This window comes from Cryobacterium serini (genome assembly GCF_004404025.1).
In the GTDB taxonomy this organism is placed as follows: domain Bacteria; phylum Actinomycetota; class Actinomycetes; order Actinomycetales; family Microbacteriaceae; genus Cryobacterium; species Cryobacterium serini.
The window spans coordinates 246,559-273,480 of record NZ_SOHN01000009.1 but is presented as its reverse complement, the minus strand read 5'-3'; the positions used below and the strand labels follow the sequence as shown (position 1 = coordinate 273,480).

Annotated in this window: 26 protein-coding genes, 1 tRNA gene and 1 pseudogene; 8 read left to right on the top strand and 20 right to left on the bottom strand. The window is 63.7% G+C overall.

What is annotated here, in order from left to right; genetic code table 11:
* The first annotated feature begins 38 nt into the window (after positions 1–38).
* The 6 genes and pseudogenes from pdhA (at position 39) to E3T51_RS17515 (ending at position 7,077) form a co-directional block, all read left to right on the top strand.
* Positions 39–1,181, top strand: coding sequence for a pyruvate dehydrogenase (acetyl-transferring) E1 component subunit alpha (gene pdhA / locus E3T51_RS06845; protein ID WP_134529020.1), 1,143 nt, complete (start codon positions 39–41; stop codon positions 1,179–1,181).
* Positions 1,178–2,197, top strand: coding sequence for an alpha-ketoacid dehydrogenase subunit beta (locus tag E3T51_RS06840; protein WP_134529018.1), 1,020 nt, complete (start codon positions 1,178–1,180; stop codon positions 2,195–2,197). Before pdhA ends, E3T51_RS06840 begins: the two co-directional genes overlap by 4 nt.
* The gene (locus tag E3T51_RS06835) at positions 2,197–3,603 is read left to right on the top strand and encodes a dihydrolipoamide acetyltransferase family protein (protein WP_134529016.1); all 1,407 of its coding nucleotides are present in this window, start codon (positions 2,197–2,199) and stop codon (positions 3,601–3,603) included. The genes E3T51_RS06840 and E3T51_RS06835 overlap by 1 nt, the downstream gene beginning before the upstream one ends.
* A 486-nt stretch (positions 3,604–4,089) precedes the next feature.
* On the top strand, positions 4,090–5,487 hold the full coding sequence (locus E3T51_RS06830; RefSeq protein ID WP_134529014.1) for a DUF2079 domain-containing protein: 1,398 nt from the start codon (positions 4,090–4,092) through the stop codon (positions 5,485–5,487).
* 299 nt (positions 5,488–5,786) lie between these two features.
* Positions 5,787–6,575: pseudogene (locus E3T51_RS17520) on the top strand (DUF222 domain-containing protein); the annotation flags it as partial.
* 85 nt (positions 6,576–6,660) lie between these two features.
* The gene (locus E3T51_RS17515) at positions 6,661–7,077 is read left to right on the top strand and encodes an HNH endonuclease signature motif containing protein (RefSeq protein WP_420898419.1); all 417 of its coding nucleotides are present in this window, start codon (positions 6,661–6,663) and stop codon (positions 7,075–7,077) included.
* A 303-nt stretch (positions 7,078–7,380) separates the two neighbouring features.
* On the opposite strand, the gene E3T51_RS06815 is transcribed toward E3T51_RS17515, so the two are convergent.
* The 6 genes from E3T51_RS06815 to E3T51_RS06790 form a co-directional block, all read right to left on the bottom strand.
* Positions 7,381–8,118, bottom strand: coding sequence for an enoyl-CoA hydratase/isomerase family protein (locus E3T51_RS06815; protein WP_134529010.1), 738 nt, complete (start codon positions 8,116–8,118; stop codon positions 7,381–7,383).
* On the bottom strand, positions 8,115–8,642 hold the full coding sequence (locus E3T51_RS06810) for a hypothetical protein (protein ID WP_134529008.1): 528 nt from the start codon (positions 8,640–8,642) through the stop codon (positions 8,115–8,117). Before E3T51_RS06810 ends, E3T51_RS06815 begins: the two co-directional genes overlap by 4 nt.
* Positions 8,643–8,723: 81 nt before the next feature.
* Positions 8,724–10,478, bottom strand: coding sequence for a malto-oligosyltrehalose trehalohydrolase (gene treZ / locus E3T51_RS06805; RefSeq protein ID WP_134529006.1), 1,755 nt, complete (start codon positions 10,476–10,478; stop codon positions 8,724–8,726).
* Complete coding sequence (gene treY, locus E3T51_RS06800; protein WP_134529004.1) at positions 10,475–12,871, bottom strand: malto-oligosyltrehalose synthase; 2,397 nt, start codon at positions 12,869–12,871, stop codon at positions 10,475–10,477. The genes treZ and treY overlap by 4 nt, the downstream gene beginning before the upstream one ends.
* Before the next feature lie 10 nt (positions 12,872–12,881).
* Positions 12,882–15,068, bottom strand: coding sequence for a glycogen debranching protein GlgX (gene glgX, locus E3T51_RS06795; protein ID WP_134529002.1), 2,187 nt, complete (start codon positions 15,066–15,068; stop codon positions 12,882–12,884).
* A gap of 189 nt (positions 15,069–15,257) precedes the next feature.
* A complete protein-coding gene (locus tag E3T51_RS06790) occupies positions 15,258–16,292 on the bottom strand; it encodes an LLM class flavin-dependent oxidoreductase (RefSeq protein WP_134529000.1) in 1,035 nt (344 codons plus the stop codon).
* A gap of 158 nt (positions 16,293–16,450) precedes the next feature.
* Here E3T51_RS06790 and E3T51_RS06785 point away from each other — a divergent pair, with 158 nt between their 5' ends.
* Entirely contained in the window at positions 16,451–16,849 is a 399-nt protein-coding gene (locus tag E3T51_RS06785) for a hypothetical protein (RefSeq protein WP_134528999.1), read from the top strand.
* Between the two features lie 37 nt (positions 16,850–16,886).
* Here the strand turns inward: E3T51_RS06785 and E3T51_RS06780 are convergent, their stop codons facing one another.
* The 14 genes from E3T51_RS06780 to rplU form a co-directional block, all read right to left on the bottom strand.
* Positions 16,887–17,228 carry a TIGR02611 family protein gene (locus E3T51_RS06780; protein WP_104191091.1) on the bottom strand — a complete coding sequence of 114 codons (342 nt, stop codon included), beginning with the start codon at positions 17,226–17,228 and terminating at the stop codon, positions 16,887–16,889.
* Between the two features lie 9 nt (positions 17,229–17,237).
* Positions 17,238–17,633: a YchJ family protein gene (locus E3T51_RS06775; RefSeq protein WP_134528997.1), complete on the bottom strand. Its 396-nt coding sequence runs from the start codon at positions 17,631–17,633 to the stop codon at positions 17,238–17,240.
* A 25-nt stretch (positions 17,634–17,658) separates the two neighbouring features.
* A complete protein-coding gene (locus E3T51_RS06770) occupies positions 17,659–18,000 on the bottom strand; it encodes a histone-like nucleoid-structuring protein Lsr2 (RefSeq protein ID WP_134528995.1) in 342 nt (113 codons plus the stop codon).
* Positions 18,001–18,193: 193 nt separating this feature from the next.
* A tRNA-Ala gene (locus E3T51_RS06765) sits at positions 18,194–18,266 on the bottom strand.
* Between the two features lie 73 nt (positions 18,267–18,339).
* Positions 18,340–18,741, bottom strand: a complete 402-nt coding sequence (gene rsfS, locus E3T51_RS06760) for a ribosome silencing factor (RefSeq protein ID WP_104191088.1) — start codon at positions 18,739–18,741, stop codon at positions 18,340–18,342.
* A 124-nt stretch (positions 18,742–18,865) separates the two neighbouring features.
* Positions 18,866–19,936: a hypothetical protein gene (locus E3T51_RS06755; RefSeq protein ID WP_134528993.1), complete on the bottom strand. Its 1,071-nt coding sequence runs from the start codon at positions 19,934–19,936 to the stop codon at positions 18,866–18,868.
* Positions 19,933–20,526 (bottom strand): nicotinate-nucleotide adenylyltransferase, encoded by a 594-nt coding sequence (nadD, locus tag E3T51_RS06750; RefSeq protein ID WP_105036604.1) that lies wholly within the window; start codon positions 20,524–20,526, stop codon positions 19,933–19,935. The genes E3T51_RS06755 and nadD overlap by 4 nt, the downstream gene beginning before the upstream one ends.
* A 15-nt stretch (positions 20,527–20,541) precedes the next feature.
* A complete protein-coding gene (locus E3T51_RS06745) occupies positions 20,542–20,757 on the bottom strand; it encodes a hypothetical protein (RefSeq protein ID WP_104191085.1) in 216 nt (71 codons plus the stop codon).
* Positions 20,758–20,875: 118 nt separating this feature from the next.
* Positions 20,876–22,144, bottom strand: coding sequence for a glutamate-5-semialdehyde dehydrogenase (locus E3T51_RS06740; RefSeq protein WP_134528991.1), 1,269 nt, complete (start codon positions 22,142–22,144; stop codon positions 20,876–20,878).
* 46 nt (positions 22,145–22,190) lie between these two features.
* Positions 22,191–22,997, bottom strand: coding sequence for a glutamate 5-kinase (gene proB / locus E3T51_RS06735; RefSeq protein ID WP_134528989.1), 807 nt, complete (start codon positions 22,995–22,997; stop codon positions 22,191–22,193).
* A gap of 189 nt (positions 22,998–23,186) precedes the next feature.
* On the bottom strand, positions 23,187–23,993 hold the full coding sequence (gene proB, locus E3T51_RS06730) for a glutamate 5-kinase (RefSeq protein WP_134528988.1): 807 nt from the start codon (positions 23,991–23,993) through the stop codon (positions 23,187–23,189).
* Positions 23,990–25,660: a GTPase ObgE gene (gene obgE, locus E3T51_RS06725; protein ID WP_134528986.1), complete on the bottom strand. Its 1,671-nt coding sequence runs from the start codon at positions 25,658–25,660 to the stop codon at positions 23,990–23,992. Before obgE ends, proB (E3T51_RS06730) begins: the two co-directional genes overlap by 4 nt.
* A gap of 161 nt (positions 25,661–25,821) precedes the next feature.
* Positions 25,822–26,079, bottom strand: a complete 258-nt coding sequence (gene rpmA, locus E3T51_RS06720) for a 50S ribosomal protein L27 (protein WP_104128962.1) — start codon at positions 26,077–26,079, stop codon at positions 25,822–25,824.
* 18 nt (positions 26,080–26,097) lie between these two features.
* Positions 26,098–26,406 (bottom strand): 50S ribosomal protein L21, encoded by a 309-nt coding sequence (rplU, locus tag E3T51_RS06715; RefSeq protein WP_104081810.1) that lies wholly within the window; start codon positions 26,404–26,406, stop codon positions 26,098–26,100.
* Positions 26,407–26,646: 240 nt separating this feature from the next.
* Between rplU and E3T51_RS06710 the strand changes: the two genes are divergently transcribed.
* Positions 26,647–26,919, top strand: coding sequence for a DUF4031 domain-containing protein (locus E3T51_RS06710; RefSeq protein WP_134528984.1), 273 nt, complete (start codon positions 26,647–26,649; stop codon positions 26,917–26,919).
* Positions 26,920–26,922 lie beyond the last annotated feature (3 nt).

The window sequence follows — 26,922 nt, the reverse complement described above, 5'->3', positions numbered from 1 at the left end:
CTAGGTGCGGGCTCGTCTGAAGGGCGCACCATTGCCTCATGAGCCTCAATGTTGAGAGCACGCCGTTGACGGCGGTGCTGGCACCCCCACCCCTTCGTTTGATCGACGACACTGGTCAGGCGGTTGCCGAGAGTGAGAGCGGCGGATTCACCCTGCCGGCCGTCGACACCCTGCTCGGCCTGTACCGACAGATGGTCATAGCGCGCCGGTTCGACGTGCAGGTAACCGCCCTCACCCGGCAGGGTCGCCTCGCCACGTACCCGTCCGCGCTCGGCCAGGAAGCCTGCGAGATCGCCGCGGTCGCCGCACTCGCCCCGCAGGACTGGCTGTTTCCGACCTACCGCGACAGTATTGCGCTGCTCACCCGGGGGGTCGAGCCGAAAGATATTCTCGCCTCGTTCCGCGGTGACTGGCACAGCGGCTACGACTATCACCAGCACCGCATCGCCCCGCAGGCCACACCACTAGCTACCCAGGCGCTGCACGCCGTCGGCCTGGCCACCGCAGCGAAGCTCAAGCGCGACAACACCGTGGCCCTCACCCTGCTCGGCGACGGCGCCACCAGCGAGGGCGACGCCCACGAGGCATTCAACTTCGCTGCCGTCTGGCAGGCTCCCGTCGTGTTCCTCGTGCAGAACAACCAGTTCGCGATCAGCGTGCCACTCGACAAGCAGATGGCCTGCCGCACCATCGCCGACAAGGCCATCGGCTACGGCATGCCCGGCTATTACGTCGACGGCAACGACGTTGCAGCCATGTACGCCGTCGTCTCGGCGGCCATGGACCGCGCTCGCCGCGGCGATGGCCCCACCCTGATCGAGGGCCTCACCTACCGCATCGAAGCCCATACCAACTCGGATGACCCCACCCGCTACCGCAAGGCCGCCGACGTCGACCTGTGGCGCAGCCGGGACCCGATCGAACGTTTGGAAAAGTACCTCGTCGCGCAGGGCGCCCTGACCGAAGGGGTACGCGCTTCGATTCTCGCCGCCGCCGAGGAGCTCGCCGCCACAACCCGAGACTGCATGACCGAACAGGCGGTCGTCGATCCGCTGGAACTGTTCGAGCACGTCTACTCCACGCCGCGCACCGCCCTGGCCGAGCAACGCGCCTTTCTCGCGGCCGAACTCGCCGGCGATGCTTTGGCATCCGCTGTAGCTACCGAAAAGAGCACTCGATGAGCCCGCAGCAGGCCCTGGACACCGGCACTGTCGTGCGCGCGCCAGAAAACCTCACCATGGCCGCCGCGCTCAACGCCGCCATTCGCGATGCGATGGTCGATGATCCGACGGTCGTTCTGTTCGGCGAAGACGTCGGCCCGCTCGGCGGCGTGTTTCGCGTCACCGACGGGCTCTACGCCGAATTTGGTGAAACCCGGGTGAGCGACTCCCCGCTGGCCGAGGCCGGCATCGTCGGAACCGCGATCGGCATGGCTATGTACGGCCTGCGCCCGGTCGTGGAGATGCAGTTCGACGCGTTCAGCTACCCGGCGTTCCAACAGATCGTGTCGCACGTGGCCAAGATGCGCAATCGCACGCGCGGCAAAATCCCGCTGCCAATCGTCATTCGCATTCCCTACGCCGGCGATATCGGCGGCGTCGAGCATCACTCAGATTCCTCGGAGGCTTACTGGACGGCGACGCCCGGACTCACCGTGGTCAGCCCGTCGAACCCGGCGGACGCCTATTCCATGCTGCGGGAGGCTATCGCCAGCGACGACCCGGTGATCTTCATGGAGCCGAAGAGCCGCTACTGGAGCAAAGCTTCCCTCGCTTTGCCGGTGCAAACCGAGAAGCTGAACCGGGCCGTCGTGTTGCGCGCGGGTACCGACGTCACGCTCATCGCCTATGGGCCGACCGTGAAAACCGCACTCGCCACGGCCGATCAGGCTGAAGCCGAGGGGCTCTCGATCGAGGTCATCGACCTGCGTTCGCTTTCGCCCTTTGACGACGAGACGGTGGGGGTATCCGTTCGTAAAACCGGACGGGCCGCCATCGTGCACGAGGCCGCACAGTTTGGTGGCTATGGTGCCGAGGTGGCCGCGCGCCTGACCGAGCGCAACTTCTTCTACCTCGCCGCCCCCATCCTGCGCATCACCGGCTTCGACATTCCGTACCCGTCGCCCAAGCTCGAGGAGTACTTCTTGCCGACCCCCGATCGCATTCTCGCAGCACTGTCGACCTGGGAGTGGTCCTGATGAGCCGCGAATTTCTGCTGCCCGACCTCGGTGAGGGGCTGACCGAGGCCGAAATCGTGGCCTGGCTGGTCGCTCCCGGCGACACGATCGCCATCGACCAAGCCGTGGTCGAGGTCGAATCGGCCAAGTCCATCGTGGAGCTGCCGTCGCCCTATGGCGGCGTTGTCGCGAGCCTGTTCGGCGAGCCAGGCCAGGTGATCCACGCCGGGCAGGTACTGCTGACCGTGACGGATGCTGCGGGTGGTGCTGCCGCCGATATCGCGGCGGGCGACGCTCTCGCCGCCGCTCCCTCCGAAGTTTCCGGGGCCGTTCTGGTCGGCTACGGCACGACCGAGAGCACCCGGCCGGCGCGGAAGGTCGCCGCCGGGCGTTTTTGCGGCACAGGGACGCCGAGCCATACCCCGGTCACGACAGCGGATGCCCCGGCTTCGCCGGTACCGATGCTGCCGGTGGCCGCTGCGCCAGCCGAGCCGGCGGCATCCGTTTCGGCGGCATCCGTTTCGAGCGGCGCTTTGGACGCGACCCGCCGCTCCCCCGTCGTCTCACCAATCGTGCGCCGCCTGGCGCGCGACAACGGGTTTGATGCGAGCATGCTGGCCGGCAGCGGGCCGAACGCACTCGTGCTGCGCAGCGACGTCGACAACTACATTCGAGCACTGACCGCTTTGGCGGTGGCGCCACCCAGCACAGCGCCAACCGCCCCCGACGACGCGAGCGCGGACATCCGCATTCCCATTTCCGGCCTGCGGAAAGTCGTCTCGCAGCGATTAACCACGTCGCGTCGGGAGATTCCCGAGGCGACCATCTGGCTGGACGTCGACGCAACGGCACTATTCGCGGCCCGGGATCAGCTGCTCACGGCGACCGGAGAGCGATTTAGTGTAACGGCGCTCATCGCCCGCTTCGTCGTTGCCGGGCTGCGCATGTACCCGGTGCTGAATTCTTCGGTCGACACTGCGAGCCAGGAGATTCTGCAGCACGGTGCCGTCAACCTCGGCATCGCGGCGCAGACCTCGCGCGGGCTGATGGTCCCCGTGATCCACGGGGCGCACGCAATGAGCCTGCGGCAGTTGCGCGACTCCCTCGCCGCTCTCGTGGCGCAGTCGCCCGAGGGTACCTTTGCACCGAGCGCCCTGACCGGTGGAACCTTCACGCTCAACAACTTCGGGTCGCTCGGCGTGGACGGTTCGGCCGCAATCATCAACCACCCGGAGGCGGCCATTCTCGGTATCGGGCGCATGATCGAACGGCCCTGGGTGGTCGAACACGCTCTCGCGGTGCGCACCGTCGTTGAGCTCTCGATGGTGTTCGATCACCGGGTCTGCGACGGCGGAACCGCTGCCGGTTTCCTCACCTATGTGGCCCGCTGCATCGAAAACCCGGTGAGCCTGCTCGCCGACCTATAGGAGCCGCCGGAGACATGAAAAACACCATCGCAGAAACGCGGAGGTGTTTTCTGTGCCGCTGAACGGCGTACGGGGTGCACGAGCACGCTGGTGGTTTCGCTGAGGTTGGGTTCCCCGGCGAGCGTCAGCCCCGGTTAGGCGCGAACTGAGACGATAACCCACGCGTCCGCGCCGCGAACCGGGATACGCGCACGCTGGTGTGGTCGCATCCGGAGCATTTGAGTAGGTAAACCGGGAGCGAGTTGCGTTCGGCGTGGGCCGGATTCAGGGTGAGTCGAGCTTCGGACCGGCAGAATGGGCAAGTCAATGTCATGCGATCTCCAGAGGTGGCGTCGTCTGCTGCATCCTGTTAGTGTGCTCCGTGGCGCGCCCCCCAAACAGGGCCAAAAGTCCCGTGCTGCCAGAGGCCTCACCAGCGGATAACGCGGCGCGGCTGGCCAAGACCTGCTGGGGCGGAGTTCGCGGTGGGTGCGTTAGCGTGGCTGAATGAGTGGATTTCGCGTCGAACTGTTTCGGTCAGGCGCGCTCCGGCCGTTCCTGCTGCCGGCCGGCGTGGGGCTCGTGTCGACCGCGCTGTACACCGTGTTCTCGGCGCTGCAGTGGCGAAGCTTCGCTGCTCCGTCCTGGGACCTCGGGATTTTCGCCCAGCTGGCCCGGCAATATGCGGCGCTTGAAACGCCGATCGTGACGATCAAGGGCGACGGTTTCAACCTGCTCGGTGACCATTTTCATCCGCTTCTAGTGCTGCTCGGCCCGATTTTCGCTATCTTTCCACACGCGTTCACGTTGCTGGTGGTGCAGAACGCCCTGTTCGGTCTCGCCGCCGCAGCACTCAGCTATGGTGCGATCCGGCTGCTCGGACCGGTGACCGGGACGCTGTTCGGGCTCGCTTTCGCGTTCAGCTGGGGTCTGCAGGGCGCGGTCGAGGCGCAGTTCCACGAGATTGCCTTCGCCGTTCCGTTGCTTGCGCTGTCCCTGACCGCTTTTCTCAGGCGCAAGTGGGCGGCCTGCCTGCTCTGGGCGATGCCGCTCGTGTTCGTGAAGGAAGACCTCGGACTCACCGTGGCCGCGCTCGGTATCGTGCTGGCCGTTCGCAGCCGGCATCCGCTTGGAGTGTGGTTGGCCGTCTGGGGCGTGGGCTGGTTCGCTCTGGCCAGCCTGGTCATTTTGCCGCTGCTCAACCCGAATGGGGCCTGGGCATACTCGAGCAGCATCGACCTGGTCAAAATTCTGGGTGACCCGGCGACGCTCTTTCAGCCGCAGAAGGGCGTGACTCTCGCGCTGCTCCTCGTGGCCGGCGGCGTCATCGCGGTACGGTCGCCGCTCGCGCTCGTGCTGTTGCCGACCCTGGCCTGGCGATTTCTGTCCGATAATTCGGGATATTGGGGGCCGACCTGGCAATACAGCGCCGTACTCATGCCGATCGTGTTCGCCGCCGCGCTCGACGGTATCGCACTCGCGCGCACCAGCCGGCGCCGTTGGCTGCGCGGTTTTGGGCGGCAGGCGGCATCCGTTTCGATTGTCACCGCGCTCGTGCTCGGCACGACGCTACCCGTGTTCAAACTGACGGATGTGGCGGGCAATTTTTCGACGGATCGCGCTATCGCGGCGACCGCTGCTTTGCGCATCGTGCCGGACGGTGCCCTGGTCGAATCTGACATTGGCCTGATGAACTATCTCGTGGAACGAACGGATGTCTTCTGGCTCGGCAACCAGAATCCCCTGCCGGACTATCTCGTGATCGACCATGTGGCCGGAGGTCTTCCCGCCGAGTGGACGTCGGCGCAGGTCGCGGGTGCGGCGCTGCACCCCGGCGCGGCGTTCACGACGATCTATTCCGCCGGCGGTTACGAGGTAGCCCGCCTGGCCGCCCCGACGCCCTGACGCCCTGACGCCCTGACGCCCTGATTCCCGCCGTGACCTGCAGGGTTCGGGCCCAGTTGAGAAACTGGGCTCCCGGGCGCTCTCGCGCGGTCGCCCATTTAATCACCGACCAGCCGCTGACGGCCCTCTGCGTTCCCATCGAAACCGCGTGAGTGGTCACTTCACGAAGCGGAAGTAGTCTTTTTTCCGCTTCTGCTAATCAGAAGAAAATTCTGAATGTAAATAAGCATAATACTGAGATTATCTCGCCATTGGAGGCGATTCGGAGTACAATTGCTAGTGAAGGAGGCACCGACGCCATGACCCTCACCGCCCCGCCCGCCGCTACCGGCTCTGTGCCGGAACCCGAGGGTTCTCGGGTTGCGGCGGTTGCGCAGGCTGCTGCGATTCTGGCTCTGGCGTTCGACGGGGTGCGGTTTGGTCAGCTCGATGACAGCGAAGCTGTCGCGGTCATGGCAGCCCTGGAGGGTTTGGGTCGCAAGGTTGATGGTGCCAGGCTACGAGCCACCACCGACATCGGCGTGCGCGCCGAAACCGACCTCGGCACCGGGTCGCTCGCCTACAAAAACGGATGCCGCAACCGGGTCGAATTCATCACCCAACTCGCCGGCATCTCCGGCCGCGAAGCCAAACGCCGCCTGAAGCTCGGCGAGACCACGGTCGAACGCACCCCGCTGGGCCTGCCCGTACCGGCCCGGTACCCGGCCATCGCCGCCGGACTCAGCAGCGGCGACCTCGGGGTGGAGTCGGCAGAAATCATCGCCACCACGTTGACCGCGCTGCACGGGAAAGTCCTGCAGGACGACCTCGACCACGTCGAACGCGCCCTCGTCGCCACCGCCACCGGAGCGATCACCCCGGAAACGGCCGGGCTGCCCGGAGCAGGCATCCGCTTCGCTCCCGACCTACTGCGCGCGCAAGCCCTGGAATGGCAGGGACGCCTCGACCCCGACGGCACCGCCCCCACCGACGACCTCGCCGAAGCGAAAAGCACGCTCACCTTCGGACTACTGCGCAACGGACTCTACCCGCTGCGCGCCGACGTCACCCCCGAACTGCGCGGCATCATGGACACCCTCTTCGACACCTATTTGTCGGCCCGGTCTCGTACGCCCCGGTTTGAACCCACCGAACCCGACGACAGCACAGGCGTTGGCACTGTCACGGGCACTGATGCGCCGCGTGAAAGAAGCCATCTGCGCCGGCGGCGCCCAACAGGTCATCATCGGCACCAACGGCGACATCCTCCACCTCAGCGACAAAATGCGCTGCTTCAGCCCCAAACAACGAGCCGCGATCAGTGCCCGCGACGAAGGCTGCATCATCCCCGGCTGCACCACCCCCGCCTGCTGGTGCGAAGTCCACCACGTCATCCCCTGGCGCAAACACGGCCCCACCACCATCGACAACGGCACCCTCCTCTGCTGGTTCCACCACCACACCATCGACACCAACGGCTGGAACATCCGCATCATCAACGGCAGACCCCAAATACGCGGACCACTACTCTGGGACCCCACCCAAACCTGGCGGCCAGCCCACACCCACCGGGCCAACACCCCCAGCCCCAAACCGTACTGGCGCACCTGAAGCGTTCTTTTCGCCGGTCACCAGAAGGCCATCACCGAGCACCAACCCTCGGCGGCGACCAGACTCGGTGTGACGCGGGGAGAAAATCATGGATTGGGTCTTAACGGCCATTGGCGGCTTCACGCTGGTGCTCGTGCTGGTCGCTGCCGTCTGGGTTCTGACTCGCTGTTCAGAGCACCACGCGAGGGCTTCGAACTCGCCATTTGGCTACTAATTGTCCTGGCCTTCCCACTGGTCGGCGCGTTCATCTGGCTGTCCTGGGGTCAGGACTCCGTGGCACGACGCCCACGGAGCTGAACCGGATCAGCGCTTGCGACGGGCGAGGAACGCATCCATTCGGGTAAATTTTGCCTCGGACTCGAACAGGATCGACTGGGCGACGTTATCAACGAGCGGATGCGCGGCGCGCGGAGCGTGGAAGACCTCCTTGGCGAGACGGGTCGCCAGCGGGTCCTGTGCGGCGATCCGGTCGGCCAGTGCGTGAGCGGCGGCGAGCAGGTCGTCGGGGTCGTGCACCTCGGTGACCAGGTGCACTGCGAGGCATTCGGATGCACTGAGGATGCGCCCGGCGAGGATGATCTCCTTGGCCACCGGCTCTCCGACGAGCTCGGCCAAACGCCAGAGCGCACCGGCGGCGGGCAGGATGCCGAGCGCGGTCTCCGGATTGCCGAGACGGGCGCTCGTGGACGCGATGCGAAAGTCGGCCGCGTAGGCGAGTTCGGCCCCGCCGCCCAGCGCCCAGCCGTCGATGGCGGCGATGACGGGCATGGGAAGTTTCGCGATGCGCGAGAACAGTGCGGAGTTGATGCCGAGCAGCGCATCATCGCGCCGACGTTCCCGCAGCTGGGCGATATCGGCACCGGAGGCGAAGACACCATTCGCCCCGCTGATGATGAGGATACGCGGCTGCTGCTCGAGTTCGGCGCAGACGGCGTGCAGCTCGTCGATCATGGTCTGGTCGATGGCATTGCGCACGTCGGGCCGGTCGAGCTGAACGTGCACCCGATCGGCGCGGTGTTCAATCGTAAGCGTGGTGGTCATTGCGGGACGTCTCCATTGAGGTCGAAATTTTGGTCGCTTCTGGGATCGGGGTCGGTCGTGCCGGCAGGAAACACCCGCTTGTAGCTGCGGCCGTCGGGCAGGGTCACCGTGCGGCTGACCAGGGTGCCGCGACGCACCTGCAGGTAGATGGCCTGGGCGCTCACTCCGCGTTCAGCCGCCGCCTCGGCGACCGACAGACCGGGGAGGTCGGTCGGTACACTGCTCGGCCTTACGGAACGTTTACGACCAGCTTCAAGGCGGGCGCTGATCTCCTCATCGCTGCCGCCCCAACGCCATCTGGCCGCCGGAGGTTTAAGCCCTGTAGCATCGGCGACCTGCTCCCACGACGTATCGGCGGCGAGCGCAGCGCGAACCGCGACGAGCGTTGCCGGGTCCTGATCGAGGGCGGCCTGCAGCGAGCGGATGGCGCGCAGCCGATTCAGGGGCGAGCCACCGTCATCCGTGTGCAGCGCTAAAAGCTGCTCGAGCGCGGCAGCCGTCGTCGGCGCTAAAAACGATCCCATGCGTGGTCCTCATCACATCTGCTGCAACTGTGTCAGCAGCCCCATCTTGCCAGACCAGATCCGTCGCCAGCGCAGTGCAGGTCAGACCAACACGACGACGGAGTGTGGAGCCAGCTGCAGGGCGTTGGGCAGCCGATCCTGCACGGCATCGGGACCGGTCGCGAAAGACAACACCACCTCTCCCCGACCGGCCGGCACGCGCACCGACCGCTCACCGAAGTTGATCACAACCTTGGTGCTACCACGGTGCACCCGTAACCACCCCTCAGCAGCATCGAACTCCACGGCAATCTGGTCGAACCGTGGATCTGTGACGTCGGGATACGAACGGCGAAACGCCGCCAACTCACGATAGAACCCGAGCAGTCGAGCATGCTCGGTCTCGTCCGCCTCACTCCAGTCGAGTTTGGAACGCTCAAACGTGGCCGGGTCCTGCGGGTCGGGAACGATCTGCGGATCCCACCCCATCCGGGCGAACTCGTTGATCCGCCCGGTGGCTGTTGCTGCGCCGAGCTCAGGCTCGGGATGCGACGTAAAGAACTGCCAGGGTGTTGTTGCACCCCATTCCTCCCCCATGAACAGCATCGGCGTATACGGCCCGAGCAGGGTCAGCGCCGCCGCAATCGCGAGCTGGCCCACATCCAGCTGGGCGCTGAGACGGTCGCCGACAGCCCGATTGCCGATCTGGTCATGATTCTGGGAAGCGACGACCAGCCGCCAGGTGGGCGTCCGTTCGCGGTCGATGCGGCGGCCGTGGGTGCGTTCGCGAAAGCTCGAGTATGTGCCGTCGTGAAAGAATCCGTGGGTGATCACCTTGGCGAGGGCGTCAAGCGGCTCGAAGTCGGCGTAGTACCCGGCAGTTTCCCCCGTCAGAGCCACGTGCACGGCGTGATGAAAGTCGTCGCTCCACTGGGCATCGAGGCCGTAGCCATTCGCCTCTCGCGACGTGATGAGGCGGGGATCGTTGAGGTCGGATTCGGCGATCAGGGTGAGCGGACGCCCGATCTTTGCGCTGAGCGCACCGACTTCGACGGCGAGTTGCTCGAGCAGATGGGTCGCGCTCGTGTCGCGCAACGCGTGGACGGCGTCGAGCCTCAAGCCGTCGACGTGGTAGTCGCTGAGCCACATCAGGGCGTTGTCTAGAATGTAGCGGCGCACCGGATCGGAGTTTGGCCCGTCGAGGTTAAGCGCGGAACCCCAGGTGTTTCCCGCAGCCTCGCTCAGGTACGGGCCAAACTGGGGCAGATAGTTGCCGCTCGGACCGAGGTGGTTGTAAACGACATCCTGAATCACGCCGATGCCATGCCGGTGGCAGGCGTCGACGAAACTCTGATACGCGGCCGGGCCGCCGTAGCCCTCGTGCACGGCATACCAGAGCACGCCGTCATAACCCCAGTTATGCGTTCCGTTGAACGCGTTCACCGGCAACAGCTCAACGAAGTCGACACCGATTGATTTCAGATGATCGACCCGGCACGCTGCCGCTTCGAACGTACCCTCGGGTGTGAAGGTTCCCACGTGCAGCTCGTAGACGATGGCGCCGGCGAGCTGGCGGCCAGTCCAATCGGCGTCCTGCCAGATATGGTCGGCGGGATCGAAGGTGCGGGACAGGGCGTGAACCCCACCGGGCTGACGCCGCGCGCGCGGGTCGGGGAACGGCCCACTCCCGTCCACAATGAACCCATAATCCATGGCGCCTGTACCAACGGGCGGAACGGATGCCGAAAGCTCCCACCATCCGTCATCCTGCGCCGCCAGCTCGAGCCTGCGCGGCCCGAGTTGCAGCTGGACAGCGCGCGCGTCGGGGGCCCAGACAGCAAATTTCTGATCGTTCATGCGTGTCGTCCTGTGGGGTTGGGGAGGGCGGGGTCGAACGGGGAACTTCGGTCATCGTCACCGACGACCAGCAGAGCCACCGGGTAGCGAGCGAGAACGTCAGCGACCCGCAGGCTCGGACCAGAGAACTTCTCCTGGGTGAGCTCGTCGATGTAGCTGCGGCCGGCTAGCGCAATGGTCGTGTCGCCCCAGCCCCCGGCGCGGTGCAGCCCGATCGGCAGCCGGGTGGCCACCGTGATCGCTCCCCCGCGATCGAATGCCACAACGTGCTCGGCGGCCGCGCCGAAGGCGGGTATCGAGGCGTAGCGAGTAAAAAACCTCACGCGGTCGCGGCGCAGCCGCAGGGCGCGGGAGGTGACCAGCAGCTTTGCGGCTCCACTGACGTCGATGGGAGGAAGCCACCCGCCGTCGACGCGGATCAACAGTTCGCGGCGTTGCTCATAGTCGACCGGGCGGCGGTTGTCAGGGTCGACCAGCGACGTCTCCCACAGCTCACTGCCCTGATACACGTCGGGGACTCCCGGCATGGTCAGCTGCAACAGCTTAAGCGAGAGCGAATTGCTCCAGCCTGCCTGCTGCAGTTCAGAGACCAGACCGGCGATGAGGTCGTGGGTCGGCCCGGGGCTGACGGCGGAGGTGACGAGCCCATCAAGTTTCATCTCAAAATCGGCGTTCTGTTCCGTCCAGGTGGTCGAGGTTCCGGCCTCGCGCGCCGCCTTTAGGGCGTAGGCGAGGAGACGCTCCCGGCTGGCTGGCCAGGCGCCGACGATCGCCTGCCAGAGCAGGTTCTCGAACGGCGCGTCACTAAGCGGATGGCGCGCCCGCAGTTGCTCGAGCAGGCCCTCCCAACGGGCCGGGATCTCAGCGAGCACCGAGATGCGCGCACGCACGTCTTCGCTACGTTTCGTGTCGTGGGTTGACAGGGTTGTCATCGACTGCGGGAACCCGGCCTGGCGCGCTCGCTGCCGGTTGTGGAACTCGGTCACCGTGACCGAAAACTCGTCGGGGTCAGCGCCGACTTCGTTGAGCGAGGTCAGCCGGCTGAACCGATAGTAGGCCCGGTCTTCGACCCCCTTGGCCATGACCATGCCCGACGTTTGTTGAAAGCGCACGGCAGCCGGATGCTCCGAGTCGCCCAGTAGCGGCAGCAGCCGGAGGATTTCGGCCTCGAGTTCGGGTCTGTGGGCGATCGATCGATTCGCCGCAGCCTGCAGGTGGTCCTGACCCAGGGGCAGGTAGGAACGATAGACCGGGAACGCGGCCAGAAGCTCGGCGACAGCGTCGGCGGTACGGTCATTACCCTGTTCGTCGCTCGGTACCAGGCGAGCGATGCGCAGCACTTCCGAGCGCAGGATACCGTCGGCCACCACGCGCTTGTTTCGATAAATCAGTTTGCCCCACCCGGCTGCGTCGGCACCCTGGAGCCGCAGCTCCAGGGCGTCAAGATGTTCCTGGCCGGCCGGATCAACGAGCACCCGATCGACGTCGGTGAGGGCGTCATACCCGGTGGTGCCAGCCGTCGCCCAGCTCGTGGGAAGTTGCTCTGGCCCCTCGAGAATTTTTTCGACCAGAACGTAAGCGCCGTTTGTGGCACGACGCAGCGCCTCAAGATAACCGGCCGGGTCGGCCAGGCCATCCGGGTGGTCGACCCGCAGTCCCTGCACAAGACCGTCACGCACCCAGCGCACGATCTCACGGTGCGACTCCTCGAACACCCACGGCGTTTCCACGCGAATGCCGGCCAGACTGTTCACGGCGAAGAATCGACGATAGTTCAACTCGTCGTCGGCCCGCCGCCAGTTCACCAGCTCATAGTTCTGCCGATCGTGCACACCAGCCGGGCTGGTGCCAGTGTCGGCGGTTCCGGCTGCAATCGGAAAACGATTTCGGAAGTAGTGCAACTCGCCGTCAACGATCTCCAGCTGATCAAGCTGGTCAGGCCCGTCGCCCAGCACCGGAATGCGAATGCGCCCCTGACCGAACGCCCAGTCCACGTCGAAGGCCTCGGCGTATCGCGACTGCTGGCCATTTTGGAGCAGATCCCACCACCACGAATTCTGCCGCGGCGTCGCTACACCCATGTGGTTCGGCACGATGTCCACGAGTACGCCCCGCCCTAGCTGGTGGGCCGCTGTCGCGAACCGGTCCAGGGCATCCGCCCCGCCTCTGGCCGGGTCGACGAGGGAATGATCGACGACGTCATACCCGTGATCTGATCCGGCCTCGGCCTGCAGCAACGGTGAGAGGTAGACCCAGTCCGCACCCAGATCGCGAATATAGTCCACCGTAGCCGCGGCGGCATCAAGGTCGAAGGCTGCACTGATCTGCAGTCGATAGGTCGAGCGCGGCGCGGGGACTGGCCCCGCTGCCGTAATTCCTGGTTTGTCGCTCATCGCCCGGTCCTCAGCTGCGGCCGGGCAATGTGATGAGGCCGGTGGCACCGGCCAGTGACGCTGCAACGGAGTGATCCGGCACAACTTCGGCTTCGTGATAGGCGCGCAGCACCACCAGGGAACGACCGGTTACGGTCTGAATCGCCCCAGCCGGACGGGGGATGGAATCGGCGCCCTCGCCGGCGGTGTCGACCACGATCTCCCAGGCCGGTGCATACTCATCGGGCGGCAGCGTGAATTCGACGTCTTCGGCGTCGGCGTTGAACAAGAGTAGAAAGTTGTCGTCGGTGACGTCCTGGCCACGCACGTCGCGCTCGCGGATCCCGTTGCCATTGAGAAATTTGGCGACCGTGCGGGCCAGGCTTTCGTCCCAGTCCTTGGACGCCATCGGTTCACCATCGGTGTTGAGCCAGACGATATCGGGCAGCGATTCGCCCGCTACCCGCTTACCGGGTCGACCGTCGAAAAATCTGCTGCGCCGAAAAGTTGGGTGCTCACGGCGCAGGCGGGACACGGCGGCCGTGAATTCGATCAGTGGCACATCGGCCTCGTCCCAGTGAACCCAGGTCAACTCGGAATCCTGCGCGTAGGTGTTGTTGTTGCCGAGCTGGGTACGGCCCAGCTCGTCGCCGTGCAGCAGCATCGGTACCCCCTGCGACAAGAGCAGCGTCGCGATGAAGTTGCGTGCCTGCCGGGCGCGCAGCCCGCGAATCACGGGATCATCACTGGGGCCCTCAATACCGGAGTTCCACGAGCGGTTGTGCGACTCACCATCCTTGTTGTCTTCGCCGTTGGCATCGTTGTGTTTCTCGTTATACGAGACCAGGTCTGCGATGGTGAAACCGTCGTGCGCGGTCACGAAATTGATCGAGGCCATCGGGCGGCGTCCGGAGTGTTCGTAGAGGTCGGCGGATCCCGCCACGCGGGAGGCGAATTCGCCCAGGGTGGATGGCTCACCCCGCCAAAAATCGCGCACGGTGTCACGGTACTTACCATTCCATTCGGACCACTGGGAGGGAAAGTTTCCGACCTGGTAGCCGCCGGGACCGACATCCCACGGTTCCGCGATGAGCTTGACCTGCGAGACGACCGGGTCTTGTTGCACAAGCTCGAAAAAGGTGGAGAGCTTGTCGACGTCATAAAGGTCGCGGGCCAGGGCCGACGCCAGGTCAAACCGAAATCCGTCGACGTGCATCTCGAGCACCCAGTACCGCAGCGAGTCCATGATGAGCTGCAGCACGTGCGGGTGCCGCACGTTCAGGGTGTTTCCGGTGCCGGTGTAGTCCATGTAGTAACGCTTGTCGTTGTCCATCAGGCGGTAGTAGGCCTCATTATCGATGCCCTTGAAGGACAGGGTCGGCCCCATATGGTTGCCCTCGGCGGTGTGGTTGTACACCACGTCAAGAATCACCTCGATGCCGGCAGCGTGCAGGCTGCGCACCATACCCTTGAATTCCTGCACCTGCTGGCCGAGATCTCCGGTCGAGGAATACGCGCTGTGCGGCGCGAAGAATCCGATCGTGTTGTAGCCCCAATAATTGTTCAGGCCCTGTTCAACGAGTGTTCCGTCGTTGACGAACTGGTGCACCGGCATCAGCTCAATAGCGGTCACGCCGAGCTTTTGCAGGTGGTCGATGACCGACGGATGCGCCAACCCTGCGTAGGTGCCGCGCTGCCTGTCCGGCACCGACAGTTGCAACCTGGTGAGGCCTTTGACGTGTGCCTCGTAGATGAAGGACTCGCTGTATGGCGTGCGCAGCGACCGGTCACCGGTCCAGTCGAAAAACGGGTTGACGACGACGCCGAGCATCATGTGCAAAGCGGAATCTTCGTCATTCGGGGAGTCGGGGTCATCGAAATCGTAGGAGAACAACGAGGGATCCCAGTCGATAACCTCGGTCGTGGCCTTGGCGTAGGGATCAAGCAGCAGCTTGCTCGGGTTGGCCCGATTGCCGGCCGCTGGATTGTAAGTGCCGTGCACCCGATAGCCGTAACGCTGGCCCGGCTGCACGAGGGGCAGATAACAGTGCCAAATGTAAGCGGATGACTCACGCACCTCCACCCGCGTCTCGCCTCCGTCTTCGTCGATGAGACATAGCTCGACACGTTGGGCGGCTTCGCTGAACAGGGCGAAGTTGGTACCGCTCCCGTCAAACGTCGCGCCCAGGGGGTAGACGGTTCCGGGCCAGGTTTCCATGAGACTCCTCGGGATGAAGATGGGACACGGTCAGATGCAGCAGCGGCGAGGACGCGCGCAGACAGGTGATCGAATCGCGCTTGCAGAACACGCTACAGGCATCCGCCGCCATAACCACCCCCAGCACCCTCATCCGCGCACACACCCGCGCCCATTCCCTCGCCCATTCCCTCAGGGGCCTCAGGAGCCTCAGCCGAGGCGTTCGCGCACGAGCGGTGCGACCTCGGTGCCATAGAGTTCGATGCTGGTCATCAGTTTCTCGTGCGGCAGCGTACCGATGCTGTACTTCAGATCGAATCGAGACAACCCGAGCCCCGTCACCACGGCCGCGATTTTTGTCGCCACCGTTTCGGGCGAGCCGACGAAGACAGCTCCACTAGGGCCGGCCTCCTGCTCGAACCGTTCCCGCGTGGCGGGACCCCAACCGCGTTCACGACCGATGCGGTTCTGCATGGCCTCGTAGTGTGGCCACATTTCGTCGCGAGCCTGGGCATCCGTCCTGGCGATATAGCCGGGCGAATGCTCACCGATTGGTAATGAGGGCTTTTCGAACTGCGCCAGAGCGCGGTGATACAGGTCGACCAGGGGGGCAAAGGCGAGCGGGGCACCGCCGATAATGGCAAGCATGAGGGGCATTCCATAGTGCGCCGCACGGATGACGGATTCGGGACTGCCGCCCACACCGATCCAGGTCTTGATCGACCCGGACTCGGTCGGCGGAAAGACTGTCTGGTTGCTCAGGGCTGGCCGGGTCTGACCGGACCACGTCACCGGCTCTTCCTTCCGCAGTTCGGTGAATAGTTCCAGCTTTTCCTCGAATAGCTGCTCATAGTCGCCGACTTCAAGGCCGAAGAGTGGAAAGGATTCCGTGAATGAGCCACGGCCGAGAATGACCTCTGCCCGCCCGTTCGACACAGCGTCGAGCGTGGAAAACCGCTGATACACCCGCACCGGGTCGTCTGAACTCAGCACGGTCACGGCTGAACCCAGGCGAATGGTGCTGGTCTGGCCCGCAATGGCGGCGAGTACGACCTCGGGGGCGGAGACAGCGAAATCGGCGCGGTGGTGCTCGCCGATGCCGAAGAAGTCCAGGCCCACTTGATCGGCCCGTACGGCCTCAGCCACGACGTTGCGCAGCACCTGCGGTTGAGTGAGCGGCCGCCCGTCGGCGGCGACGGTGACGTCTCCGAAGGTATCGAGTCCCAGTTCAAGTTTGTACGTCACGCGATTAGGCCTCTCACCACAAAAGAATAGTTCCACGCACATGCATCTACCGGTGCAACCTTGTCCCGACAGAATTTAGTTCATCATTTTCGATTTGTCGCGCCAAAGCCACCAAAATGGGGTTACGTGCTCTCTGCACCCGACGACTGGAGACCCCCATGACCGAAATCGACCTCATCAGTTTGTGGGTCAAGGCGCGAGCACACATTATTGTCTCCCAAGCTGCCCCAACGTTTCTGCTCACCGCCACTGTGGGCTTTCTCGCACTCGGACTCGGCACCGCCGACCTGGCCGTACGCATTGCCGCCGCGGGTATTCTGCTCGCGTCGGGTATTTTCGGGGCGCTCGCGCAAATAGCGGCTGCGAACGAGGGACTGGCAGTCATCGCCGACCTACGTTCCGTGCCGACACCCAGCTCGCTCACCCGGTGCATTGTCTCTATGGCAGCATGGGTCAATGTCGTGCGCTACGTGACCCCGGTGATCTTCGTGATCGTCTATGTCGCCGTCTTGATTTCGCTGTTCTTCAGCGCGAACGTACCGATTATGGGCCGCTGACCCACCAAATACGCTGCCAGACGGCGCGCGTTTGTGGTTAGGAAGATGTGGCCACCCGGCGATCACGTCGCCTGCGCCACCACGTCCAAACCCGCGTGACAATGCGCTTGAGGACGGCTCCCAGCCGACGCGCTGACGCGAATTCCGTTCCGAGCACGGCGAGGCCCAAAAAGACGATGAGCCACCCAGGTCCCGGCAAGGGAATCAAAATCATGCCGATCGCGACAATCAGCGCGCCGAGCAGCCCGACGCCAAGGCGATAGGCGAAGAGCAGATACGGGTGCCCGTCAACCCACGTGCGAGCACGCCGCAGTGCCCTCCGCACCGGATGCCGTGGGTCGCTGCCGCTGGTTATATCGCGGGAGAGGTGCTCTGACATTTACCCAACCTAAGCCACGTTTCTGGGAGGTGGCGCAGCATCGAGGTAATACCAGTGCTGGTCGACTTTCTGAAAGCGACTGACTTCATTGTGCCGTCCCGCTTTGCCGGTTACACGATAGTGCGCTGTAAATTCCACGATGCCGTTGCTATCGAGTAACCCGCCGCCTTTTGTCCGTACGATATCGAGCCGCCGCCACGTTATCTCCGGGTCCAGGTCGAGCGCTTCAGGTCTGGTGAGTTGATGCCATGTCTTAAGTAGATACTGCGCATCGCCAAAGTAGAAGGCGCTATAACGTGAACGCATGAGCCATTCGGCCGTTGGCGGTAAGGCAGTACCACTGTGAAAACGGCCGCAGCACTCAGAATAAGTGTCGCCGCTCAAGCAGGGACACCGTTGATGCAGAGTGATGGCGGTTTTTCAGACTCTGCTACGCCTGCGCCTTGGCGTAAGCCTCACGAACGGAGCCGGCGATGCGCCCCCGGTCGGACACGTGTGTGCCGTTGGCGGCGGCCCAGGCGCGGATGGCCTGCAGCTCGGCCCGGTCTGAACCGGCCGGACTGGCACCGCGCGTTTTGGCGGGCACGTAGCCAACGCGCCGTGAAACATTTGTGTAGGGCTTGATTGCAGCTCGGAATTCAGTGAGATTCTTTGTGGACAGATCGATCTCGTAAGAGTCACCCTCAAAGGCAAAGGAAACGGTTGCTCCGGAGCCATTCTCGATAACGGTGCCGTCAAGGTCGTCCAGCAGCTGAACCGTGGTCTTCTTCATTCTGGGATTCTCCAATACGCTGTCGAATACATTCGGGATGGATACATTCGTTTGTGGCAATTACCACTAACGAAGTATGGCCGCCCGACTCGCATTCCGATACCCGCCACGCGGTATTTCTTTTGCATTCACGATCTTTACACTGCCGACACAAAAAAATAGCTCCGACGATGTCGGAGCTATTTCATATTTGTGGATCCGAGGGGATTCGAACCCCTGACCCCCTGCATGCCATGCAGGTGCGCTACCAGCTGCGCCACGGACCCAGATTGTTGTTTCGAATTGCTTCGAAACAACTTTGTTAGCTTACAACACAGATTGGGATCTGCGAAACCGAAGCTACTCCACGACCTCTTCGGCGGCGTCTTGCACTGTCAGTTTCGAGGGAATCCCCGTCGGAATCACCGGGCAGTCTTTCCATAGGCGCTCCAGGGAGTAATACTGGCGTTCTTCCTCGTGGAAGACGTGCACGACCAGGTCACCGAAGTCAACCAGCACCCAGCGACCAGCCGCACGTCCCTCACGCCGAAGCGGCTTGTGACCGGCCTCGATCAGTTTGTCTTCGATCTCGCCGGCGATCGCAACCACGTTGCGCTCTGATCGGCCAGTGACGATGAAAAAGATATCGGCCAGAGGAAGCGGATTCGATACATCGAGGGCAACGAGGTCTTCTCCTCCCTTGGAGTCGGCGGCCGCGACGGCGATTGCAAGCAGCTCGAGGGCGTGGGGTGAAGTGGTCATGAATGAATCCTTGAGATTGTGCAGCGAGGCGTGAATGCCATCGTTGCGATGATAGAGGGAACGAAAGAAGGCGAGCAGCAGGGGCTCACAAAGCGGGCGGGACGATCTTGGACGATTCGATTCACTAGAAAATGCCCAGTAGATAGCCGGTCACGAAAAGTGCCAGAACGCTCACAGCTAAAACAGCCGTCGCGATGACCAAAATCATCGGAAGCGAGGCACGCTGTCTCTTGGGCGGGGCCAGCATGCCCCGCGTTGAGGCGTGCGTGCTCACAGCGCGACTCGCACTGACCGGGGCCGAGTCCCCGCCAAGCTGATCGGCGTCAAGCTGGTCCATCATGTGGTCTATCTCCGACGAATCGAACAGATTCGGATGCGCGCCAGTCGAGCCAAGACTCCGCGGCAGGTCGAACGACCCGGTGATCATGATCTCCCCGGTATTGGAGATGGGACTCACGCTGCTGGCCTGGTGCGGAATCGACGGCAATATGAGCGCGTTCGTGGTGGTGGGGATGCCACCGGCACCGATACCGCGGTTGATCAGCTCGTCGAGCGACTGGTCGCGCTGCGGGGCTTCGACGCGCAGCGCATCCTCATCGACCGACCAGTGCCCGATCGGCGGTACCCAACCGGTGCTGTCGCTCGTGGTCGCGACTGTTGCCTCGGTCGGCTCCGTGACGATCGGTTCGGCATACATGTGCTCGAGTTCGACCCGGTCAACGGCGACCGGTGTGGCTGGCTCGGCCTCGATCAGCTCGGACTCGACCAGCTCGACCCCGACTGTTGCGGGTTCACTGGGATCCGCGTCGACCTGCGCACCGGATAAACTCGGCAAGCCGTCGGTCGGGAGGGCCTGCTCTTCCTCACGCGCGTGCAGTGCACGCAGCTCCCGGCGACTCAGCGTGTGCGGTGCCGAAGCCAGAGCAGACGGCGTGGGCTTGACTGCACTTGGAGTTGGAAGTACGGCTTCCTGAGCCTCGTCCACCTCGGAGATCGTGTGATGCCGACTCGTTCGACGGGATGTCGAAGACTGCGTTGAGGTGGCAAAAGATGCAGGGCGAAGCGCGGCCGGCGCCAGTACCGGAACGTCGAGAGTCGGGATTGCGTCGTGCACCGCAGCGGCTTCGTCGCTCTGATCGCGGGCAAGTTCGCGCGCCTGGCGTCGGCTGAGCGGCTGAGAGTCTCCCAACGTCATGCCACACTCCGATACAGATGATGCTTTGAGATGTACTGGACAACCCCGTCGGGGACCAGATACCAGACGGGGAATCCCCGATTGACCCGCGCCCGGCAGTCAGTGGACGAAATAGCCAGTGCCGGAACCTCCAACAAGCTTACGTCTTGGTTCGGCAATCCTGAAACGCTCAGCTCATGCCCCGGGCGACTCACAGCGACGAAGTGCGCCAGCTGCCAGAGTTCGCGTACGTCCTTCCAGCCGAGAATCTGGGTGATGGCATCCGCTCCGGTAATGAAGAACAATTCAGCGTCGGGACGCTCTTCATGCAGGTCACGCAACGTGTCTATGGTGTACGTCGGCCCGACCCGGTCGATATCGACGCGGCTCACCGTGAACCGTGGATTGGAGGCGGTTGCGATTACGGTCATCAGATAACGGTGTTCGCCTCGGGTGACGCCGCTCTTCTGCCATGGCTGCCCGGTCGGCACGAAGATCACCTCGTCGAGGTCAAAACTCTGCGCCACCTCGCTGGCGGCGACGAGGTGCCCATGGTGGATGGGGTCGAACGTTCCGCCCATCACGCCGATGCGCGGACGACGAACTGTCACGTTGAACTCAGACTTCTAATGGCCACCGGTGCCGGGAGTGCCACCGTCTGCGCCGTGCGCGGCGGCGTAGGCATTGGCCTTTCCGCTGTGACGGTTGGCTACATCACGAAAGCTCCACACCACGACGCCGAGCGCCAGGAACAACACGGCCGCGACCATCGGGTAGACGACGAGCGGCAACGGCAGGGCGATGTGCTCGACCTCGGTCAGCACGGCACTCAGAAAAGACATCGGTTCTCCATTCACGGGCCACGCCGGTTAGGCACGGCTTAAGGTGACTGCGACGGGTCGCAGGCCTGACGACTCACGCCGTCGACCCATTCTAGCTGGACCCCGGCCTCTTCTGGACCTAGGCCCGTACCTGTCCGGTGCCGCGCACGATCCACTTTGTGCTGGTCAGCTCGGGCAAGCCCATTGGCCCCCGAGCGTGCAGCTTTTGGGTGGAGATTCCCACCTCGGCGCCGAACCCAAACTCGCCGCCGTCGGTGAACCGGGTTGACGTGTTGACCATGACCGCGGCCGAATCCACCTCATTCAGAAAACGTTCCGCATTCTGCAGGTCGTTGGTGATGATCGACTCGGTATGTCCCGTGGAATAACGGCGAATGTGGGCGATGGCCTCGTCGAGTGAGTCGACGATTGCGACGGAGATGTCGAGACTCATGTACTCGGTGCCCCAGTCTTCGTCGGTTGCCGGGATCGCGGCCGGATAGATCGATCGAGTGCGGGCATCCGCGTGGATGGTGACACCGGATGCCGCGAGCTTGGCCAACACTGCGGGAAGCAGCCGTTCAGCGGCGCTTCGGTGCACCAGGAGGGTTTCGAGGGCATTGCATACGCTCGGACGGTGCGTCTTGGAATTGTGGACGATATCGATCGCCCACTGCTTGGTCGCTGTCTCATCAAGGAAGACGTGCACGACGCCCGCTCCGGTCTCAATGACCGGCACCTCGGACTGCGCCACCACGGTCTGAATGAGATTGGCGCTGCCACGGGGAATGAGTACATCGACGTAGCCGCGAGCCTTCATAAGTTCGGTGGCACCGGCCCTACCGAAGGGATCGATGGTCTGCACCGAATCGGGGCTGAGCCCCGCCTCGACGAGCGCCGCCTGCACCAAGCCGATGAGCACCCGGTTGCTGTTCTCGGCCGCGGAACCGCCGCGGAGCACGACGGCGTTCCCGCTCTTCAGCGCAAGGGCCGCGAGATCGACCGTGACGTTGGGCCGAGCTTCGTAAATGACTCCGATCACGCCGAAGGGAACGCGCACCTGGCTGATTTTGATGCCATTGGGCAGGCTGCTGCCGCGCACTACCTGTCCGACCGGGTCGGTGAGAAGCGCGATCTGGTCGACAGAATCCGCGAGGGCCAGTATTCGGGGCTCATCGAGCTTCAGGCGGTCCAGCAGGCCGTCACGGAGACCGTTGGTTTCGCCGGCGGCCAGGTCGGCCCGATTGGCAGTGACGATCTGTGCGACATGGTCACGTAGTGACTGCGCAATCAATTTGAGGGCTTTGTTTTTGATCTCCGTCGGCGCTGAAGCGAGCGATAACGAGGCGCCGCGAGCGGCCTCCAGGGTGGGCGTGAGCTGGGCTACATCGTTCAAAGACTGCAACATGCACCTCAGTTTACGGGAGGCGAGTCCGGGAGACTATTCTCGACTCTCAGGAAATACGCAGTCCTGATGGCGCCGTCGAGGGTTCAAACCAGGTTCCCACCGGCTCACCGCGCAAAGCCTCGGCCACCAGCCCGGTCGCGGTGACCAGCACGGCAGTTCCGGCTTGGGCGGCGATGCGCGCCGCCGTCACCTTGGTGCTGGCTCCCCCGGTACCGACTCCGTTGACGGCTGTTGCGCCGAATTCCATGCCGACCATAGGGTCACCGAACGCAACGTGGCTGATGCGTTCTGCCCCGGGCAGGTCCGGCGGGCAGGTGTAGAGGGCATCGACATCACTAAGGAGCACGAGCAGGTCTGCGCCGATCAAAGTGGCAACGAGCGCGGCCAGCCGGTCGTTGTCCCCGAATCTAATTTCATGGGTGGCAACCGTGTCATTTTCGTTGACGATCGGAAGAATACGCAGTGCCATCAGGCGTTCCATGGCGCGCTGGGCGTTGCCGCGGTGAGTGGCGTTCTCGAGGTCACTCGCCGTAAGCAACACCTGACCGGCCACGATGTCGTAACGGTCGAGTCTGTCTTGGTACCGAAAGATCAACAGGTTCTGACCAACGGATGCCGCCGCCTGCTGGGTGGCCAGGTCAGTTGGTCTTTCCTGCAGTTGTAGATACGGCATTCCAATTGCGATAGCACCGGATGACACCAAAACCACCTCGGTACCCCGAGCATGGGCTTCGGCCAAGGCGTCGACGAGCGGCGCAATCTGACCGGAGTTTTCACCGCTGATCGATGAGGACCCAACCTTGACGACGATGCGCGACGCTGATTGAACGACGTGCTGCGAGTGCGCCCTCATCGACTCGCGAGCCCCACGATTTTTACACTCACAACGTGCAACCCCACAGACAACTAAACCTCCGGCGAGAATAAGGGCCGCGCCGTGCGTGGCTTTTGGCAGTTTACCGAATGCAGCGAAGGCTTTTCACCGCCACGAGCCGGGGTGGTGGCGTGTGAAGACTAACCCAGTGCACACACCCAAACTCCACTAGAGCAGCGCGCGGCGCTCTTCACTCACTTTCGGTTCAAACCACGTGCCGACGTGCTCGCCGCGGAGGGCTGCGGCAGCCAGCTCGGTCGACGTCACCAGGACAGCGGTGCCGGCCTCGGTCGCCAGACGGGCGGCCACGACCTTGGTGCTCGCTCCCCCGGTACCGACACCGGTTGCTCCACTGGAACTGAATTCGAAACCATCGAGCGGGTCATCCGCGGCAATAAAGTTGAGCTTCTTTGCGCCAGGCAGGTGCGGCGGCCTGGTGTAGAGCGCGTCAACGTCGCTGAGCATGATCAGGAGGTCGGCACGGATGAGGGTTGCTACCAGCGCGGCGAGGCGGTCGTTACTGCCGAACCGCAAACCATAGACCGCGACGGTGTCGTTCTCGTTGACAACGGGCAGAATGCGCAGGTCGAGCAAACGTTCGAGGGCCCGACGCGTGTTGCTGCGGTGGGGTTCCTTGAGGGCGTCGCCCTCGGTCAAGAGCACCGTGCCGGCCGCGATGCCATAGCGGTCCAGGCTCTCTTGATAGCGAAAGATCAATACGTTCTGACCGACGGCGGCGGCGGCCTGCTGCGTAGCCACGTCGCTGGGGCGCTCGTCGAGGTTGAGGAACGGCATGCCGGTCGCGACGGCGCCCGAGGAGATCAGTACGACCTCCGTGCCGCGACCGTAGGCCTCGGCCAGAGCGTCAACGAGGGGCGTGATCTGGTCGGAATTCTCGCCGCTAATCGACGAGGACCCAACTTTCACAACGACGCGTTTCGCGCCCGCTACATTTTCCCTGGCTAAGCCACTCACTTCTGATCTTCCTCCGCCGTGTCTCTGTCGACGTCGTTGCTGCTGTCGACCTCGGCTTCGGCTTCGATCGCAGCTTCGTCCGCCGACGAGGTGTCAGCGGAAGCAACTGCCCCATCGGTGGTCAACTCTACGTCGGCGAGGCGCACGTCTTCGTTGTATTCCTCTTCGCCGGTCTGCCACATGCCGGCTTCACGCTCGCGGATGAGCTCGGCGCGGGCTGAGGACTTGGCGTCCATCCGACCGAAGTACTCCTCGCGGCGTTCGTTGCTCGTGCGGCGCTTGGGCTCGTCGAGACGGGAATCGGTGCCGCGCGGAGCGGTGATGAGCTCGGCGGTCGAGGTCAGCGTCGGCTCCCAGTCGAAGACGACACCGTGGCCGGGGCCAATGATGACCGTCGAACCGGCAACGGCACCCGACTTGTACAGCGCGTTCTCGATGCCGAGTTTGGCGAGCCTGTCGGCGAGGAAGCCGACGGCCTCGTCGTTGGTGAAGTCGGTCTGTTGAATCCACCGTTCCGGCTTGGTACCGAGGATGCGGTAAATGTTGCCGAAGGTACCACCCTCAACCTTGATGACGAAGCCACCCTCGTCGACGGCCTTGGGACGGATGATAATGCGCGGCTTCTTCGCTTCGGCTGCGGCGGCCTCGGCGCGGCCCTGTTCTACGACCTCGGCGAGGGCGTAGTTGAGTTGCTTAAGCCCTTCGTGAGTGACGCTGGAAATCTCGAACACACGGTAACCGCGCGCTTCGAGGTCTGCCTTGACGAAGGAGGCCAGTTCGCGGCCCTCCGGTACGTCGATCTTGTTCAGGGCTATGAGCTGCGAGCGCTGCAGTAGCGGTTTCTGGCCCTCGGGCACCGGGTAGGCGTCGAGTTCGCCGAGGATGACGTCGAGGTCGCTGATCGGGTCACGGCCGGGCTCGAGCGTGGCACAGTCCAGCACGTGCAGCAGGGCGGTGCAGCGTTCGACGTGCCGCAAAAACTCGAGGCCGAGACCCTTGCCTTCGCTTGCTCCTTCAATGAGGCCGGGTACATCGGCGATGGTGTAGCGCGACTCGCCCGACTCGACGACGCCGAGGTTGGGGTGCAGCGTGGTGAACGGGTAGTCAGCGATCTTCGGCCGAGCCGCGCTCATGGCGGCGATGAGGCTGGACTTGCCAGCCGAGGGATAGCCGACCAGGGCGACATCCGCTACGGTCTTGAGCTCGAGATAGACGTCGCCTTCCCAGCCGAGCGTGCCGAGCAGGGCAAAGCCGGGGGCCTTCCGCTTGGTCGAGGCGAGGGCAGCATTACCGAGCCCGCCCTGGCCGCCGGGAGCGACGATGAGGCGCAGGCCGGGTTCGTTCATATCGAGGAGCTGGTTACCCTCAACGTCTTTAACGACCGTGCCGATTGGCACCATGAGCTCGCGCATGTCCCCGTTGTGACCATTGCGGTGGTCCCCCATACCCGGTCCGCCGTTGTCGGAGCTGCGGTGGGGCGAACGGTGGTAACCGAGCAGGGTGGTCGTGCTCGGGTCAGCGACGAGCACGAGGTCGCCGCCGCCGCCGCCGTTACCGCCATCGGGGCCGGCAAGGGGTTTGAACTTTTCGCGTTTGACCGAAACGCAGCCGTTTCCTCCATTGCCCGCTCGTAAATGCAGCGTCACGTGGTCAACGAATGTGGCCATGGAGTGCCCCTTTCAGGTGGCGCAGAAAGTGCTTCAAAACACGGTGCTATGAAACTATGTGCGGTAGAACTGGTCAATACGCAAATCTGTTACGGACAAACACGTCAGGGCGGACCGAAGCCCGCCCTGACGCTGTGCTAAAAAATGCTGTGCTGTGGAACCTACGCGGCTGCGACCACAATGTTGATGACCTTGCGGCCACCCTTGGCGCCGAACTGCACGGACCCAGCCTCGAGGGCGAAGAGCGTGTCGTCGCCGCCACGGCCGACGTTGATGCCGGGGTGGAAGTGCGTGCCGCGCTGACGAACGATGATCTCGCCCGCGCCGACAACCTGACCTCCGAAGCGCTTTACGCCGAGGCGCTGGGCGTTCGAGTCGCGACCGTTGCGAGTGGAACTCGCACCTTTTTTGTGTGCCATCTGTCTATCTCCTCAGGCCTAGGCGATGCCGGTAACCTGAACGCGAGTGAGCTCCTGACGGTGCCCCTGACGCTTCTTGTACCCGGTCTTGTTCTTGAACTTCTGGATGACGATCTTCGGACCGCGAAGGTTGTTCAAAACCTCGGCGGTGACCTTGATCTTGGCCAGCGACGTAGAGTCAGAGGTGATCTTGTCGCCGTCGACGAGAAGCACGGCGGCCAGCTCGACGTTGCCGTCCTTGTCAGCCTTGATTCGGTCCATCGTCACGATGGTACCGACCTCTACCTTCTCCTGCCGCCCTCCGGCGCGCACAACTGCGTAAACCACTTTACGTACCAATCTCTGGGGAGCCCCAAAGGCTCCGAATCTGAAAATTCGCTGCTGTCAATTGACTGCGCGCACGAACCGGTTGGCCCAGCGCACTCAGAAAATCATGGCATTTGCGTTGATATTGCCTAACGCACACCAAGGGTTGACTTTACCTGATCCGCTACCCGTGGTCAAACCAAAGGCGCGGCGTGTCTAAACCCTCGGCGTCTGAACCAATGCGGCTCGTAGACTTCGATCATGGCAATACTTATCGACCAGCCTAGCTGGCCGGCGCACGGAACCGTGTGGGCGCACCTCGTGAGCGACGCGGATCTTGAAGAATTGCACGCTTTCGCGGCCGCAGCCGGCATTCCGCAGCGTGGTTTCGACCGTGACCACTACGACGTCCCTGAGGCGCGCTACGCCGATCTGGTCTCCGCGGGGGCCGTGCCGGTGAGCTTTCGCGAAATGATCGTGCGGCTGCGCTCCAGCGGACTGCGCGTGACCGCCCGGGAGCGGCGAGGGCTGTAGGGC